This is a genomic window from Vallitalea sp. (genome assembly GCF_025211055.1).
Classification (GTDB): Bacteria; Bacillota; Clostridia; order Lachnospirales; family Vallitaleaceae; genus Vallitalea.
Map to the genome: position 1 here is coordinate 1 of NZ_JAOARO010000047.1, position 17,166 is coordinate 17,166.

Annotated in this window: 21 protein-coding genes, 1 tRNA gene and 2 pseudogenes; 7 read left to right on the top strand and 17 right to left on the bottom strand. The window is 26.9% G+C overall.

Features of this window, described 5'->3' with window-relative positions; genetic code table 11:
- Positions 1–509: 509 nt before the first annotated feature.
- A tRNA-Leu gene (locus N4A55_RS05985) sits at positions 510–594 on the top strand.
- Positions 595–700: 106 nt separating this feature from the next.
- Here N4A55_RS05985 and N4A55_RS05990 read toward each other — a convergent pair.
- Entirely contained in the window at positions 701–922 is a 222-nt protein-coding gene (locus tag N4A55_RS05990) for a hypothetical protein (RefSeq protein ID WP_293754629.1), read from the bottom strand.
- A 296-nt stretch (positions 923–1,218) separates the two neighbouring features.
- Entirely contained in the window at positions 1,219–1,410 is a 192-nt protein-coding gene (locus tag N4A55_RS05995; protein ID WP_293754630.1) for a helix-turn-helix domain-containing protein, read from the bottom strand.
- A 101-nt stretch (positions 1,411–1,511) separates the two neighbouring features.
- Here N4A55_RS05995 and N4A55_RS06000 point away from each other — a divergent pair, with 101 nt between their 5' ends.
- Positions 1,512–1,709, top strand: a complete 198-nt coding sequence (locus tag N4A55_RS06000; RefSeq protein ID WP_293754631.1) for a helix-turn-helix domain-containing protein — start codon at positions 1,512–1,514, stop codon at positions 1,707–1,709.
- A gap of 216 nt (positions 1,710–1,925) precedes the next feature.
- Here N4A55_RS06000 and N4A55_RS06005 read toward each other — a convergent pair whose 3' ends face one another.
- The 8 genes and pseudogenes from N4A55_RS06005 to N4A55_RS06040 all read right to left on the bottom strand — a co-directional run.
- Positions 1,926–2,444 (bottom strand): hypothetical protein, encoded by a 519-nt coding sequence (locus N4A55_RS06005; RefSeq protein ID WP_293754632.1) that lies wholly within the window; start codon positions 2,442–2,444, stop codon positions 1,926–1,928.
- Positions 2,445–2,671: 227 nt separating this feature from the next.
- The gene (locus N4A55_RS06010; protein ID WP_293754633.1) at positions 2,672–3,508 is read right to left on the bottom strand and encodes a hypothetical protein; all 837 of its coding nucleotides are present in this window, start codon (positions 3,506–3,508) and stop codon (positions 2,672–2,674) included.
- Positions 3,509–3,991: 483 nt separating this feature from the next.
- The gene (locus N4A55_RS06015; protein WP_293754634.1) at positions 3,992–4,375 is read right to left on the bottom strand and encodes a hypothetical protein; all 384 of its coding nucleotides are present in this window, start codon (positions 4,373–4,375) and stop codon (positions 3,992–3,994) included.
- Positions 4,376–4,526: 151 nt separating this feature from the next.
- Entirely contained in the window at positions 4,527–5,750 is a 1,224-nt protein-coding gene (locus tag N4A55_RS06020; protein WP_293754635.1) for an Ig-like domain-containing protein, read from the bottom strand.
- Positions 5,751–5,955: 205 nt separating this feature from the next.
- Positions 5,956–6,393, bottom strand: a complete 438-nt coding sequence (locus N4A55_RS06025; protein WP_293754637.1) for a hypothetical protein — start codon at positions 6,391–6,393, stop codon at positions 5,956–5,958.
- Between the two features lie 25 nt (positions 6,394–6,418).
- The gene (locus N4A55_RS06030; RefSeq protein ID WP_293754638.1) at positions 6,419–7,216 is read right to left on the bottom strand and encodes an antA/AntB antirepressor family protein; all 798 of its coding nucleotides are present in this window, start codon (positions 7,214–7,216) and stop codon (positions 6,419–6,421) included.
- Between the two features lie 130 nt (positions 7,217–7,346).
- Entirely contained in the window at positions 7,347–7,526 is a 180-nt protein-coding gene (locus N4A55_RS06035; RefSeq protein WP_293754639.1) for a hypothetical protein, read from the bottom strand.
- A gap of 77 nt (positions 7,527–7,603) precedes the next feature.
- Positions 7,604–7,738 (bottom strand): annotated as a pseudogene (locus tag N4A55_RS06040) (S-layer homology domain-containing protein); the annotation flags it as partial.
- 251 nt (positions 7,739–7,989) lie between these two features.
- Here N4A55_RS06040 and N4A55_RS06045 point away from each other — a divergent pair.
- Together N4A55_RS06045 and N4A55_RS06050 are read left to right on the top strand one after the other, a co-directional pair.
- Complete coding sequence (locus N4A55_RS06045; protein ID WP_293754640.1) at positions 7,990–8,322, top strand: helix-turn-helix domain-containing protein; 333 nt, start codon at positions 7,990–7,992, stop codon at positions 8,320–8,322.
- A gap of 304 nt (positions 8,323–8,626) precedes the next feature.
- Complete coding sequence (locus tag N4A55_RS06050; protein ID WP_293754642.1) at positions 8,627–9,319, top strand: hypothetical protein; 693 nt, start codon at positions 8,627–8,629, stop codon at positions 9,317–9,319.
- A 264-nt stretch (positions 9,320–9,583) separates the two neighbouring features.
- Here N4A55_RS06050 and N4A55_RS06055 read toward each other — a convergent pair whose 3' ends face one another.
- Both N4A55_RS06055 and N4A55_RS06060 read right to left on the bottom strand, forming a co-directional pair.
- A complete protein-coding gene (locus tag N4A55_RS06055; protein WP_293754643.1) occupies positions 9,584–10,204 on the bottom strand; it encodes a hypothetical protein in 621 nt (206 codons plus the stop codon).
- Positions 10,167–10,331, bottom strand: a complete 165-nt coding sequence (locus N4A55_RS06060) for a hypothetical protein (RefSeq protein WP_293754645.1) — start codon at positions 10,329–10,331, stop codon at positions 10,167–10,169. Before N4A55_RS06060 ends, N4A55_RS06055 begins: the two co-directional genes overlap by 38 nt.
- Before the next feature lie 108 nt (positions 10,332–10,439).
- On the opposite strand from N4A55_RS06060, the gene N4A55_RS06065 reads away from it, so the two are divergent.
- On the top strand, positions 10,440–10,814 hold the full coding sequence (locus N4A55_RS06065) for a hypothetical protein (RefSeq protein WP_293754647.1): 375 nt from the start codon (positions 10,440–10,442) through the stop codon (positions 10,812–10,814).
- Positions 10,815–11,280: 466 nt separating this feature from the next.
- On the opposite strand, the gene N4A55_RS17020 is transcribed toward N4A55_RS06065, so the two are convergent.
- Entirely contained in the window at positions 11,281–11,574 is a 294-nt protein-coding gene (locus tag N4A55_RS17020; protein WP_443083820.1) for a tyrosine-type recombinase/integrase, read from the bottom strand.
- Between the two features lie 130 nt (positions 11,575–11,704).
- Between N4A55_RS17020 and N4A55_RS06070 the strand changes: the two are divergent.
- Positions 11,705–12,033: pseudogene (locus tag N4A55_RS06070) on the top strand (IS3 family transposase); the annotation flags it as partial.
- Between the two features lie 463 nt (positions 12,034–12,496).
- Positions 12,497–13,048, top strand: coding sequence for a DUF2726 domain-containing protein (locus tag N4A55_RS06075; RefSeq protein WP_293754648.1), 552 nt, complete (start codon positions 12,497–12,499; stop codon positions 13,046–13,048).
- Positions 13,049–14,618: 1,570 nt separating this feature from the next.
- Here N4A55_RS06075 and N4A55_RS06080 read toward each other — a convergent pair.
- The 4 genes from N4A55_RS06080 to N4A55_RS06095 form a co-directional block, all read right to left on the bottom strand.
- Positions 14,619–14,906, bottom strand: a complete 288-nt coding sequence (locus N4A55_RS06080; RefSeq protein ID WP_293754650.1) for a YciI family protein — start codon at positions 14,904–14,906, stop codon at positions 14,619–14,621.
- 620 nt (positions 14,907–15,526) lie between these two features.
- On the bottom strand, positions 15,527–15,745 hold the full coding sequence (locus N4A55_RS06085) for a DUF6756 family protein (protein ID WP_293754652.1): 219 nt from the start codon (positions 15,743–15,745) through the stop codon (positions 15,527–15,529).
- 147 nt (positions 15,746–15,892) lie between these two features.
- Positions 15,893–16,045 carry a hypothetical protein gene (locus N4A55_RS06090; protein WP_293754653.1) on the bottom strand — a complete coding sequence of 51 codons (153 nt, stop codon included), beginning with the start codon at positions 16,043–16,045 and terminating at the stop codon, positions 15,893–15,895.
- Positions 16,046–16,427: 382 nt separating this feature from the next.
- Positions 16,428–16,856: a GyrI-like domain-containing protein gene (locus N4A55_RS06095; protein WP_293754654.1), complete on the bottom strand. Its 429-nt coding sequence runs from the start codon at positions 16,854–16,856 to the stop codon at positions 16,428–16,430.
- Positions 16,857–17,166: the final 310 nt, after the last annotated feature.

Consider the following 17,166-nt stretch of genomic DNA (forward strand, 5'->3'; position numbering starts at 1 on the left):
ACTCTTGGAATAGTTTAAACATATGCTCCCAATCAACTTCTACATATCTTGTTGCCATAGGCAATACCTCCTAAATATTTATATTTGGAAGTATATCTCTATTTACAGAGGATAGCTAGGCGGCAGTCATTTGACGCTTACGGTAATACGATAAGCGTGCTAGGACTGCAAAGTGCCTTTCCGCTAAACATGGACGTTTAGCGGAAAGGAAAAGTATCACCTATAGAATCTTACCAAAACCTGTAGCCACAAAGAATATTAGAGAGATGGCATTTACGGAAGAATGCCACAAGCCCATCTATATAGCCTTTGTCTTTATAAGCACTATTAATTAATAGTATTTTTTAAAATTACTTTGAGTAATTTTCATTAAGAAAAATTTTCATGCGTATGCCGTAATTTTTTAACGTTTTAGGGTTGCAAAAAAATTTGTCCTGTGCTATAATCTTCAAGCGAGGTAATGTAGCCTCAGTTTTTTACGGAAAAACTGATGTGTACCCAGTAAATATGCAGTTGTGGCGGAATTGGCATACGCGCTAGACTAAGGATCTAGTGTCCGATAAGGACTTGGGGGTTCGAGTCCCCCCAACTGCACTGGCTTTAAAGGAATAATGGCTGTCAACCAAAAAAGGTTTGACAGCCATTTTGACAGCCATAAAAACAGATAGTATCATCTGAACTATCTGTTTAGTTATTATATTTAATTATTATTTCCAATTTTATATGCTTCAACTTCTACTATTCCCTGAATCTCTGATAGTACTTCTTCGTATTCAAATAATAATTCTTTATTATTCCCCAAAACACATTTTAACCTATTAAAAATATTAATACTTTTATTTGATAAATCCATATATCTTTCATTTTGTGATAATGCTATTGAGCATTTTCTATTTATATACTCTTCTTCTAATTGTTTCATGTAACGTTCCTCCCAATTCACCTGTAAATACATTGCTACGATTATTGCTACCAAGTGCATAAATAAATTATACACCCGAACATATGTTCTGTAAAGTTAAGATTTTGGTTAAGAGGTGTTATTTAATTTTATGTCTCGTATTATGTCCACTATGCTGTCAAATTCTAGGTTTATGAGTGAATTTAACATAAGATTACCTTCTTTGATTTTTTATTTATCTCCTATGGCTATTATAACACCAAACATGGTTTATGGGTTTCTGAATATATTAACTATAGTTAATGTTGTCTATACAATTAATCCTCATCTAATAAATCTCTAACTTTAACATTAAGTGCCTTTGCTATCTTTTCTAGGTTTTTGAGAGTTGGGGATCTCTTATAGCTTTCAATAAGTGATATAGAAGCCGCTGTTATTCCCGCTTTTGCCCCTAACTTATTTTGACTTAATCCTTGTCTTTCTCTAATTTCTCTTATTAGTAATCGCATGATGTCCCCCTGGTGATATATAGTGTCTACACTATAAAGTGTATGTTTCTTGCTATGCTAAAAATTATACATTATAATCGCCTTGAATGAGGTGGAAAATTATGGGCAGTATTAGAAAAGAAATAATGTACTTTATTAAGAAACATGATTTTAAGGTTAAAAACGTATCTAAACAGTTAAATATAACGAGTCAAAACTTTGCTAATAAGCTAACCAGGGAGACTATTAGCTATAAAGACGTAAAAAAGATAGCCGATATGCTCGGCTATGATATAGTGTGGAGAAAAAGGCAGAAATAGAGCCTACCGTTTAACATATGTTATGGTAGGCTATTGTTATGTACTAATCAGTGCTTTAGTAGTTGTAAAACAAACCAAAAGAATATACTTAATTGGTAACTTCATTATCTTATTGTATTTATATTATTTTTATCATTACATACATATTTCATAAAAGTATATTTATCTTTTTATATAAAGTTTTGTTAATATAAATACAATAAATACAAAATATATTTATTGATATTTATTACCATCATTATCATATCCAATTATTTTATGGTCACCCGTGAATCCTTCATATAACCACATTCTATATTTACCATTTGTTTGAATTATTTCAGTGTCAATTGCTTCAGAATTACTTTTTATCATTTCTATTTTTGTTATTTCTGTGTTGTAAATGTATCCATAATATAATACAGAATTATTATTATTACCATAATTGAACTTAATATTAAAAGAAAAATTTGGAGAATAAGATGTGTTAAACTCCTTTTTTATTTTATATTTATTGTTTTTTATCATTATACTTATTACTTCTAGAATATCTCCTGTAGATGAAGGATTTTCATAAAATAATAGAATTTCATCGTCAATAATTCTAGAATATACTATCTCTCCATTCATACCACTAGACTTTAATTTGAAATCTAATGAGTTAACATACCAATTTATAAATATAAACACGGTAATTAATAGAACTGCAAATAGATATATATTTAAATTACCTTTAATTATTAATTTATTTTTCATATCATCATCCTCATTATTAATAAATTCAAACCAACAAATATAATACGTTAACATTTACAAATTTACTCGTTTAAGTTTATTATTATATATCATAAATTAAATTTTTAAAATTATATTTAATGTGATGGCATCTTTTCACAAGATGCCATCTTTATTCTATCTATTTGCTCAACGTTGAATTACCTGTGTAAGTAACTGCATCGATGTTTATGTTCCCTGGATCCATATTAACAGCATATTTCATGTAGTATAATCCTGCAAAGATATGTGTTGTCACTACTAGATGTCATTGCTCCCTCTAGAAAATCCAATTCAGGAGTATAATAATCTGTTGACTTAACTAGATATTGTACAAAATTTGAAGATATTCCACCACCAGTTTTAGTCGCAATTATTTTTCTACCAAAATCTATTGGCAAACTAGCACCCCATGGATAAGATATAGTTATTGAAGAAGAATGGCTTATATCACTTTCCGGAACTATTTTAAGTATTGTTCCACTATAATTTTTTAATTTTACTTCAATTTCTTTAATAAAGTGCACTGTACCTTCGACTGCTCTTTTGTCAGCATCGATTCTATATTCAGCAAAATGATAATATTTCCCCCCTGATGAAGGGGCACTTGGATCTTCATAAACAATTAATGATGATCTCACATCAGCACCTCTATGAGCATCAAAACTTGTTGTAGAATCAGCAATATTCCATGAAGATAGAGACCTTGTGGTAGATACTGAAGAATCAGAAATAATCTTTGGTTCTTTAGAATCAAGCGTACTAAAATCACTTTCTAAAACTCTTTCAAAGGTACTTGTTATAAATTTTTCACTTGTGTCTGCAACATTGATATTAACATAACGATGTTTACCGTTATCTTCGTATATCATTGTACCAACTTTTGTAAGATTTACTTCTCTCTCATTATTCCTTCCAATAGATGAATCCATTGCTTCATTTTTTAATTCAATTTTAGTTAAATCCTCACGAATAATTATTTTCTTACCATCTCTTATCCAATTATTTATTTGCATAGCAGTAACTTTTTGATTTGATTCTACCATTATGTGATTGCTTTGTAAAGATGCTACTATTGTATTATTATTATTACCAAATAAACAAAAAATAAAACTCAAAAGCACTAAACTAGTTACAATTTTTTTTCATCTTGTTTCTCCTTTTTATCGAATATATTAATATGCATGCTTTTATGATTAAGCTCGAGCATAAGAATTATATCATAATTTGCAGCATTATCATACTATTTATTTAATTTATGTGAATTTTTTATTTTTTTATATTTTACTTAAACCTTATATAACCACAAATAATGACAAAAGGTTACAAATTATTTTATTTTTATTACTTTTAACTAGATTTAGTTTGTACTTTTTATTTATATTTACAAGCAATATTTTATTATTTAAATATTACAATTTATGCAATATTTATATTCACCTTTTTACTTAATAGATATCAGTACTAATAATGCATAAAAAAATAATCTACCCATAGCTTAAGGTAGATTTTATATACTAAATATAACTTTAATTAAGTTCTTTATATACTGCATATCCACTAAGTAATGTTCCAAAACCTCCTACTAAAGATAACACTAAACCAACAATTCTAAAATTTGATGTATTAGTATCAATTATTCTTTCGTATGAACTTGTATCCATACAGCCGCCACAACTTTGTATAGCTTTTTCTCCCATACTTTCCCCTATTGAACCAGAAAAAAGAATTAAAATAATACCAATAGCGAATAAAACTGCCATAACTTTTAATGATTTTTTTGCCATTCTAAACTTAGTATATATCTTACTTTTATTATTATCTTCTATACAATCAAAGAGTTCAATATTACATTCCTTACAAACTTTTACTTCATCCTCATATTCTTCTTTACAATTCGGACAATATTTCATTAACAACCTCTCCTTAATTAAAAGCAATTCCCGATAAGCACCTACTAATATTAACAGATAATATAATAATAAGCAATAAAAAAGAACCTATCTTCAATTAAGAACATAGGTCCTGTACCTGTCCAAAAGCTTGTTTTAGTTAATATATTATTTATCTTACTCTTACATATATACGTCCTAATTCTTTGCCTGTTTCATCAAGTGCACTTATGTATGTTAAGCCTTCACTTATTGCAGTTACTTTGCCTTTAGCGGATACGGTTGCAATTGTAGAATCGTCTGTTTTCCATGTTACCTTTAGAGTATTCATTAAGTTACCAACTACTAATCTACATTTTTCACCAGTATTTAAGTCTACTGCTAACTGCAAATCTAAATCGACAACTAAAACATTGATTGTCTCAGTATATGAACCATCTTTATTTGTACAAGTTATTACTGTATCACCTAACTTTAATGCTTTTACTTTACCATTTGCATCTACTGTTGCTATGGTCATATCTGAAGAAGTCCATGTCATTTCTATATTATCAGTTAAATCATCTGTTACACTTAACTGTTTTTGTCTATTTACTTCAAGGACTAATTTTACTTTTTTATCAGATGCTTTTATTATAGCCGAAACTTCGCTTGAGTTAGGGCTTTCTGCACCATCTTTTACTGCTCGTACTACATAATAATAAGTTACTCCTGGTTCAACATTTGCGTCTATGTAAGTTGTCTCTGTTATATTGCTAGCTATAACTGTATCTACGGCACTTGATGTTGTTGACCTTAATATTGTATAGTTATCTGCACCATCTACTACATCCCAATTTAGAGTTATATTAGGATTAGATGGCACTGCAGTTAAATTTAACGGTATGTCAGAAAACTGAAATGGTAATAGTTCTCCATTTTCATCTATATCTATTGCATCTATACTAAATCTTTTGGAATCTTGTGGTGCTATTTCTACAGTATGCTCTTTATTTACTAAATCCTGTTTTTCGAATTGTATATGCTGGTAATCATTATTATGATTAGTTGCACCTTGATTATAGTGATACTCAATTCCATCTATTTTTATACTTATATTCCTTGTATAATCCTCATGAAGCACGCCTATAATTCTAATTTTACTTCCAATAAAATCAAATTTTATTTTTACATCTGTAGAATTACCAGTATAATGATAAGTACTATTGTAATAAAGACCACTATTATTCGCTTTGGTGATATTTTTATAGCTAATCATTTCTGCGGAATCATCATACCTTTTCCATCCTTCTTCCGGACTCGTCAAACTATCACCAACTGATGCTGCATAAACATTAACCCCACTTAAAACCATTATCATTGCAAAAAACAAAACTAAATTTCTTATTTTCTTCATTATAAATCAATCCTTTCTCTTTTGTTATTCCAGATTATATCATGTTACACATCTAAAATATAGTCTTATATTTGATATATTTATGTATTATAATACAATGTTGTAGTTTTTTCGACAAAATATGCATACTATTTTATCAACTAAATTATGAAACTAAATTTAGTTCTTTTATATCTGTGTCTAAGTACATTAATGATATAAATAATTAGTTGTTGTCCTCAACGTAATTCCTTAAATAATCCTCTACAGCATTACTTGTTGTATATTCAACACATAGAACTCTTTCCATAAATGCATTATCATTTTTACTTAAATATTTACTTGCTTCACCAGGTATAAAACAATAAAATAATTCCTTTTGAGCTTCTTGAATTAATTCTTTCTGCCTTTTCAATGATTGTTCTTTAATAAAGTCATTTAATTTATTCTCATATTCTTTAGCTTCTTCTCGTTCATCTAACTCTACATAACTTTCTATTAATCCTTTCATATAATTTATATGCTTAGTTATGTCTTGCTGAGTTGGATTAAATCTACTAAGGTTAAATTTATATTCAGTTTCTTCATATCCTTTAGAGTATGCTTTTATGGCTAGTTCTGTTGCTAAGGATTTAATGTTCTTATATTCTCTTTGTAATTCCATATCTATTTACTCCTGGTATCCAAAATTATAAGCTAAAAAATATTTCTTTGATATGAGCATACTTACCAATACAAGTTAATTCTATAATCTCTTTTCTTTTCTCAAATTCCATATTAGCTATGACTAAATCAGTATCTAATATTTGTAATTCATCTAATGCTTTATTGATTTGTAAATTAAGGTGCTCCCGAGTGACCTTATCTTTTGCAACTAGAATTTTTCTTATATCTTTTGCTTTATACCCTAATAAGAATTGATTAAGCATATTAGCTTCTTTGATGTATTCTTCTCTATCGGGTTCTATACCATTATGTTTTTCCATGTACTTACTTTTAAGTACACTACACATTTCTTTAAATGACTTCTTTTCTGGATTCCTTATCATTTCCCATTGTTCATAGTCTTTAAGAGCCTTTTCTACCTTAATGAAGTATTTCCTTACTAATCGTCCTATGTCTGTATTTTCCATCATAGAGACATTTTTAGCTGTATCCATTGTAAGGGTATAATCTGTCTGAGGTCTTTTTAAATTACTATTTTCAACATCGACAAAATTGTCGAGCTTAGAGAAATCCTTATTTTCCTCAAATCCCTTATCAATTATCTTTCTACATACCCATTTATTAAACTCCCCTTGTGGCTGTCCTAGTTGCTTCCATAATGACCTTGCATCCACATCGTTAGTACCTAATAATATAGGAAGTTTCTTTTGATAATCCATAACAACTTTTGCTTCATCTTGCGTAAAATTAAGTTTTTCAATTAGTTCTCTCTTAGTAAATACTTTTGCTCTATTTCCATCTTGTAATTTTATTATTTTCATATATGATTTATCCTCTCAATTCTAATTTTGGGTACAAAAAAGGGCATAGCTTTTCGCTACACCCTACATGAAAGGATTAAAAGGCTTACACTCCTTTAATAATCCAATTAAAAAACACCTCTATAGGTGCTTACTGTGGCTTGTCAAGTGCTGTACTTTTACCAAAATAAAAAGCTATTACCATCAATACAACCTCAAAGGCTTTATCTGGTCCAATAGCTCCCATCATGCTTAGGATAAAAAACAAAATAGTAATAAGCAATGCTATAATCTTTCTAACCTCTAACAATGCTGTTATTTTTTCTTTCATAATAAAATCTCTCCCATCTCTTTATATTTAGTTTAATAGTTTCTAATAGTTGTTCTTTACTAAACAAGTCTTTAATCTTATATTATGTCTAACAAGTTGGCTACTACTGTCGCTAATTCTGCTCTAGTAACTGTTAAGTTAGGCTTAAATTCTCCATCTGGAAAACCTTCCATTATTCCAGCTGCTACCACTTTATAAATATTATCTTTAGCCCAATGTCCCCCCCAACTGCATCAACGATTTTATCGCATTTATAAAGGCTATATCATTATGATATAACCTTTTTTTGATTACTTTTTATTTGGTCTAGTACGCTTAAGGGGTTAAATGGATAATTAGATATGATATAATTAAATTACGATATACAATAACGATTAACCGCTATAATGTGTATTATATAACGTTAAGTCGTAAACACCAATAGTAATTAACGAAAATCCGATAAAAAATTAAGGAGAATTTTATGAGCACAATCGGTTACAGATTTAAAACATGGAGAATAAGGGAAAAACTAACTAGAAAGGACATCAATACAATTGCTGGAATACCGTTAAGCACAATTGCAGATATAGAAAATGATAAAACAATTCCATCAGGAAAAACTTTAATACCTTTATATGAACATTATAAACTACCAATAACTTATATACTTCCTGGAAATGAAAACTCAACATTAAGTGATGATAGGAAAACATTGCTTAATATATATAATAATTTAGATGATATTAACAAAAAAATAGCTATGAGCGAATTAAAACATATACTTGAAATTCAAGAATTAAAAAAAGAACAATAAAAAAATAGGGTTTAAGGTGTTCTCCTTACCCTATTTTTATTTATGTATGCTATAATTAATATTGAAAATTAACTCGTTTCTTAGAAATACATAATTATAGATTTAAGGAAGGAGGCAAAAATTGAACACTACTGATAAATTAATGAGACACTGTAGAGAATCTATTAAACATATATTGTATACAAATATCATATTAAATATCTCAACAAATAAAAGCGACACGAACTATAAGGTTAGAATAACATAATCTAATAAACGATTTAATATTTCAAAAAATATATTAAAAATGGGATATTAAATAATAATGAAAAGAACTAAAACACAAAATGAATTTATAAAACAGATGAAAACTTTGGACAAGGAAGGCAAAACTAAAAGTACAGGCTTTACAAGTTTTATAGAAAAAAATTACATTAATGGCTACTATGGCAAAAAAATATATAAACGCAAACTAATAACTATAAGTTCAATAGCTGCAATACTTATATTTATTTTGAGAGGTACATTTATACTTTCATTCATAACCAGTACTTATAATAATTTTGCTATATCAGCAAATTTACCTACAATATCTAATTTATTTAATATAGATAAAAAATCAATAAGAGTAACCGTGATGAATGAAATAATTGATTTAGGAGATTACTTATCTGACATAATAAAATATAACAATTATATTATGGGTAATATAAATGACTTGGATACTGATACTATTAAGAATAACTTAGCTTTACTTAATGAAATTGATCTAACTGGTTATGAAGAAGTAAATGATATAAAAGCTAATATTGTAGTTATACTAAATAAGTCAATATCAATTCATGAAATAGTCTTAGATAATACAAATGATATAAACTTTAAGGAATTTAAAATATTGTATAAAGATTATCTCAAAATAATAGAGAAAAATCGTACAGATGTAATAACAACATTAGACGAATTTAATATTGAACATCATGAAGATAATAATAAGATACATATGACAGTAAGAGAATAAAAAAATTAGTATAAAATATTACCTACTAAAAAATAGGGTTAAAGGTGTTATTCCTTCGCCCTTTTTTATTTATGTAAGTTTATAGTACTATACATTAAACAAATATTTAATGCATAGTAAATATTAACTAATTAGTTAATATTTTTATGTTGCATACCATTAAGAGTTAAAAAAGGAATAAAAAATAGGGTTAAGGAAAATATCATCCTTTACCCTTTCTTTGTTTATAGCAATAACTAATTATTTTTATAATTTAGTTGTTAATTAAAATTCTTCAAATAATTCTGTTCCACGAGAATCAGTTGAAGCACCTCCACTAAAACTCACAGATAATGGTCCAAAACTTAATCCTATACTTCCACTACCTTTAATATGTATGTATTTTGCGTATAACTCACATTCTTTATCACTTGGCGTAGATGGGCGTTTACTTATTGTTACAGAACAAAAAACATAGTTATCTATCACATAATAGTGATTATCAATGGAACCTTTAATATCAATATCCCATCCAACACCATCTTTACTTGAATAGCATACACCGTTATCGGTCTTAGTTATTATCTTACCATCTTCACGTTTGTATTGACAATAATACCTATACTCTCCTGAAACAACTCTAAAATAATCTCCATCCCAAGAAACACCTATTAAATCTTGTAATTTCCAATATGGGATTTCTTCCCAATCATACATAAGATAGATTACTTTGAACTTCTCACCATCTTTATATTCTGTAGCAGTTGTTATTCTAAACATTAATTCATCAGATGGTATAACACTCATTGGCATAATATTTTTATTTTCATTCAAAAATACCTGTTTAGTACTACAAAAAGTTAAATTCCTATTCAATATCCATTTTTTGCTCATAAACCATTTCATTAATAACATCCAGAGGAAATCCATTTTCCAATAATTGTTCGTCAATTGGCATATCATTTGCATTAACTAATAATAAATTTGATGATAATAATATAATTCCTAAAGCTAATGAAAGTACTTTTCTCATTTTATTTTTTCATTTTTTTAATTTTTTATTATATTGAAAAATATTAATTTATACTATATAATAATATATGCAATTAAATAATTAATCAATAGATTAGGGGTCATAATAATGAAAAAAAGAATAATTTTTGTTATATTAAGTATTTTATTGATAGTGATATTATTATTTAAGTTTCTACCAAAAAATAATTACAAAGATATTGGTATCACTGGGGCACTAGTTATTAAAAAGGAAATTAATAATAATAACTATTTTATAATAGTAAATCATTTTAATCAAAATACCGATGATATATTAACTGTAAAAATTAAAGTAGATGACGAAAACACATGGAATTTAATAGAAACAAATAATTTTTACACTATTTCTTATTCGAATCAAAAAAGTAAAGAATTTATATTGCACCAAATAGAAATAGCTAACAAGAACTTTCAAAAAATGTATGGCAATAAGTTTATTAATTATAAAAAAGAACAGGATTAAAAGTATTTTCTTTTAATCCTATTTTTTATGTTATCTATAACGTTCATTGATTTATAAAATATATACTTATTACATATATATTATAAATATTTAGTCGAACATTAGTTCTTTTCAATCTTGTGCTATCAAAGATAAGACAATACTATAATAACTATTTTTTACCAATATTGGACTAAGGATCTAGTGTCCGATAAGGACTTGGGGTTTCGAGTCCCCCCCCAACTGCATTAACGATTTTATCGCATTTATATAGGCTATATCATTATGATATAACCTTTTTTGGGTTACTTTTTATTTGGTCTAGTACGCTTAATGGGTTAAATGGCATGTAAATTATTTACATTTTTATGCTTGCAAGTAACTGGTCTATTGGTGTTAAATTTACCTTTGCTATTAAGTAAGAATTAGCACATTGATAATAGTTTTTAGTTGTACTTAAACCTTTATGCCCTGCCAGTTGCTGAACCTAAAAAGCGTCATTCGTTTCTAAACATTTTCTAGTTATAAATGTATGTCTAAACAAATGTGTATTTCCTCTTGTGATTCCATTACTCTTCACATGAGTATCAATATAAGACCTGATTGTCCTACTTGTTATCCCCTTATTATTTCTATTTACAAACAATAAGTTAGGGTTTTTATCTTCAAATGGTATAATGCGTTTCTGTAAATACTTGTTTACTGCCCTAATGGTTGCTAATGATATAGGAACTCTTCTATCTTCATGACCTGGATAGGCTATACTTAACTGGACAGATATTTTAAGGTCATGTAAAAATCAAATCACATTTTAAGAGAAGAGAGATTAATCATGACCAATAAAAGAAGACCAAGACGTACATTTACAGATGATTTTACGAATCAAATAGTGTAACTTTACCTTAATGGGAAAAGGAAATGTGATTAGAAACAATTGTCACAAATACAGTGTATCAGCAATGTGTAAAGTCCTGCAAATTCCAAGAAGCACGTATTATTAGCAAGGTTACAGCAAACGAGATGAATTGACAAATGAAATTATCACTATTTTTAGGGCTAGTCGTACCAATTATAGCACAAGAAAAATCAAGGTAGAATTAGCAAAAGTAGGCTATCAAGTCTCTAGACGTTGTATTGGTCGTATTATGAAACAAGAAGGGCTTGTGTCGGCATGGCATATACGATTACTCAGTTCAAACCTCACAAATCCAAGTATAATGAAGCCAAAATCGAAAATCTTAATTTAAGAAATTGATTTTACTGAAGATGAAAAAGTATTAATTAATAAAATTTAGAACTTTATCAGAAAAGCGAAAGTAAATCATTGGGAAATTTGAACATATGGCAGATAATTAATAACTAGAAGTAATAATATAATAATAAGGTTAAAGATAACCCCTATTTTTTACTTACCATCACTAAAATTAAGTAAATTCATGTATTTTGATACACAAAAATTTATGTTATAATATATATTGAAAATTAACTCGTTTTTAGAAATTTAGTGACTATTTAAAAAGGAGGAATATGAACACGATTGAATAAATCATTGAGACACTAGGAGAGATCCATTAATCCTATATTTATATAACTACAAAAAAACATCTCAACAAATATAAGTGACACGTTTCATATAAGTACAAATAACTTATCTAAAAGCGAATTAAAATTTATAATTTATTAAAAATGTAGAAGGAGTAATTATGTACACATTAATTTTAGTTTCGGTTATATTTGTTGTAATAATCATTATTAAATCTTTATCTAGTAATAATGAAAGTACAAATAATAATACCCCAACGGACAATCCAACTAATGAATCAAAAAAAACTACTAACTCTAAAAATGACTATAGTAATGCATACTATGGAGTTAATAGTTTATTATCAAAAGCAGAATTTAGTTTTTACAAAATACTTTATAATATATGTTTAGAGCTAGACGTAACTTTATTTACTAAAGTACGTGTCGCAGATATTATTAAAGTTGGTAAAATAGAAAACAGACAAACATATTTTAACAAAATCAAATCCAAACATGTAGACTTTGTATTATGTAACACTCAAACTTTAAAACCTATTATCTGTATTGAATTAGATGATAAATCTCATAATAACAATGATAGAAATAATAGAGACAAGTTTATGGATGAAATTATAGGAATTGCAGGATTTAAAAGTTTACATATCAAATGTTCATATAGTTACAATAGACAATTGCTTAAAGAAAAAATACAAAATGAATTAAATAGTTAATTATAATAGGGTTAAAGGAATATCCTTTACCCTTTCTTTATTTATAGCAATAACTAATTATTTTTATAAATTTGTTGTTAATTAAAATTCTTCAAATAATTCTGTTCCACGAGAATAGGTTGAAGCACCTCCACTAAAACTCACAGATAATAGTCCAAAACTAATCCTATACTTCCACTACCCTTAATATGCAAAAACCATAATTATCTACCACATAATAGTAATTATCAATGGAACATTTAATATCAATATCCCAGCCAACACCATCTTTACTTGAATAGCTTACACCATTATCGGTCTTAGCTATTACCTTACCATCTTCACGTTTGTATTGACAATAATACCTATATTCTCCTGAAACAACTCTAAAATAATCTCCATCCCAAGAAACACCTATTAAATCATGTAATTTTTATATGGTATTTCTTCCCAGTCATACATAAATTTATTACTTTGAACTTCTCACCATCTTTATATTCTGTAGCAGTTGTTATTCTAAACTTTAATTCATCAGAGGCAATAACACTCATTGGCATAATATTTTTATTTTCATTCCATTTTTTTAATTTTTATTTATATTGAATAATATTAAATTATATTATATAATAATATATTTAATTATATAATTAATCAATAGATTAGGGGTTGTAAATGAAAAAAAAGAATATTTTTGTTATATTAAGTATTTTATTAATAGTGATATTATTATTTAAGTTTCTACCAAAAAACAATTACAAAGATATTGGTATCACTGGGCACTAGTTTTTAAAAAGGAAATTAATAATTATAACTATTTTATAATGGTAAATCATTTTAATCAAAATACCGATGATATATTAACTGTAAAAATTAAAGTAGATGACGAAAACACATGGAATTTAATAGAAACAATAATTTTTACACTATTTCTTATTCCAATAAAAAAAGCAAAGAATTTATATTACAGCAAATAGAAATAGCTAACAAGAACTTTCAAAAAATGTATGGCAATAAGTTTATTAATTATAAAAAAGATCAGAATTAAAAGTACTATCTTTTAATACTATTTTTTTGTTATCTAGAACGATTAATATACTTTTCATTATTTTATAGAATATATATTTATCATATATTACAAATATTTAGCGGAACATTTGTTCTTTTCAATCTTGCGCTATCAAAGCTAAAACAATACTATGATACCCATCTTTTACCAATGTCAGACTAAGGATCTACTGTTTGATAAAGACTTGTGGGTTCGAGTCCCTTCATAAAAATTGGATATTAATCTACTATTAGTAGTAATACTCTAACCATAACATATGATTATTCAGCGCTTACATTTATAGTTCATCATTTTACTCCAATCAATAATTTAGAGTTGGAGTAAAAAGCTATAAATAAGATAGACTATGTAGTAGAATGCTACATATCTTAAGTGTATAGATAAAAATAAATTGATTTACTCTAACTCTTAAATGAATTATCTCATACTTGAGTTGATACTGGAATATGGGTGATTATTGATCGCTTACATTAAAAGAGCCTGTAATAAGGCTCATATATATTAATCAATACTTTAGTTTATAATTCAATTTATAAAACGCTCAAATCCATCTGCAAATTTTGTAGGTAAAAACTCAATTATTTCATATCTTGCAATTTTATTAATATAGAATGGATCTTCGTTAACTATTTTTTCAACTTCTTCTATATTTTTCCCATTACAAAGAATTACTCCACCTATTCTAGGATTTTTTCTTCCTGAACAAACAAATTTTTGTAATGAATAATATTTTTCTAAATATTTTATGTGTGCATTTAATTCTTTTTCAACATCTTCAATCGGTTTTATGTATTTTAATGATATTATAAACATTAACGTTATCCTCCAATCTCCTCATAACTACAAGTTTCATTTAATTTATTAGTAATATTATGAAATAGTAGCAAAAATAATAATTATCTTTTCTGTAGTATTTTTATAATTAATCTCTCCTTCACCTCTTTATATAAATACTATTTTTTTCCTTTTTACATTATTTAATATATTATCTAAATACAATCTATCTAACAAAACAATTGTTATTATTTCAATCAGCTTTTTAATCTGACTTATTAAATATTAACAGATAGTTTCATAATAGGCAAGTCAAGGATTGTTTTTTGTATTGTTGTAAAGTCATATGCTATATATATACTTGGAAAATATTATAAATTTATTTATTAAACTTCATAAAAATATCGCAAAAAAGACAAGCTATCCTCTGGGTAAGCATATAAATAATCTTTCATAGCTTGATATTCTACATCATACTCATTATCATAAATATTAATTTTGTCATGTTTTTTAAGATTTATTAATCTCCCATTAGAAAATACTTTACATAGATAATCAGTACTATAAACAAATCCCTAAAAATTTAATATTCTTTTTTACTAAGTATGCTAAATCCATTTCATCCATTCTTATAATAACTTCTCGGTTTTAAAATTTTTCTATTTAGTATATATTTTTAGATTTTTTTGTTCACTTATTGTTTCAAAATTTAACCCACTCCCTAAGCAACTAACATAATCTCCATCATCACAGTAACCAATCAGCCAATCATATTTCTTTGAAATAATATAACAATCTCCTTCACCTATTGGTGTACCCCTATATAGAATTTCCATTATTTCTTTTACTTTTCCTTCATAAACCCATGTATATGTCATTCCACTAAAAATAATTTTTGGGGCTCATTAATTAATTGTGGCAATAATCTAAACCATTGCCACCACTCTCCTGTATATTTTACTTCATTAATGCCTACAAACTGTAATTTATTATTATATCTTAAATATGCTTTATAAAGCAGAAAATCATTGCGTTGTACTATCTAAAAATTTTGTAAATGATTTATTAATAACATCCTGATATTTTATTTTTGAAATTTCAAAAAAACTATGTCTATCAATGTCATTTTCTTTAATTATTAGCTCTATTTCTTTTCTAACTTCAGATTTTAAATTCATTTGATTATCACCAATCATATGTAAAATTTAATTGTGAGAACAGATTCCTTTACCAAATTATAATAATTAAGACTATCAATGAATTTCAAATTAATTAATATTTTTATTTTAAATATATATTAAAATTCTTATTCTATAATAGCAATTATATCTTTTTATACAATAAAAACAACCTATACTATTATTATATATGGTTAAAAATTAATTTATATTAAATAATTACATTCATCTTTCTAGATATAGCTATAAACAATAACATGAGTTAATAGAAACGAACCGGTAACAATTATTTGTAACTGCATCTGTGATAAAATAGCTGTTATAATAATTATCAGTGAATTACTTCAATCGGCATAATCATTTCTCCACTCAATATTTCATTTTATAATATTGGAACCCATATTTCACGTTGTGGTATATGATCAAGTGGATAAAAGCATTCAATACAAGGTATATCTGCTAATTCATATTCAGACGTTGGTAACCATTTTGTATATATACGTTTCCATGTTGAATTATCTTCATTAGGGAAAACAGTCCATGTACATGCAGATATAATGAATTTTTCCATTCCATCATCTTCTTTTCTTCCAGGTTGCACAATTGAATCCACATAAATACGATTACATAAGTCATACATAGCATTCAAGTGTAGTAGGTTATAACCTTTAGCGTTAGAAGTATTGGAGAAATGATTATTAAACTCTTCTGGATTTTGTGCAGTGCATAAATCAGAATCATCAACAGCTAACAGCCGATAACCATTAAAAAGACTAGGATTAATGGTAGATGATGTTAACTCATTAAACATGAATTCAAAAGCTTAAGGCAGAATCTTACTACGTTGTTGGACAAATGCGAAACATGTAGCAACATCGGAATCATAAGTGAAATAATTCATAAGCTCTGAATTTAAACTGCTTCCTCCCATAGAAAGTATAATTCGTATCATTTCCTTAAAGTCTAACTTGCGCTTTCGGGGTAAGCGACAAACCCACCACACATTCAATTATTAGTATCTCCATGATATAATCCAATTCATGGAGGTGTTTTAATGTCAGATATTAAAACTGATAAAGAGTGGAAAGAAATTATTAGTTTATTTAAGAAAAGTGGATTAA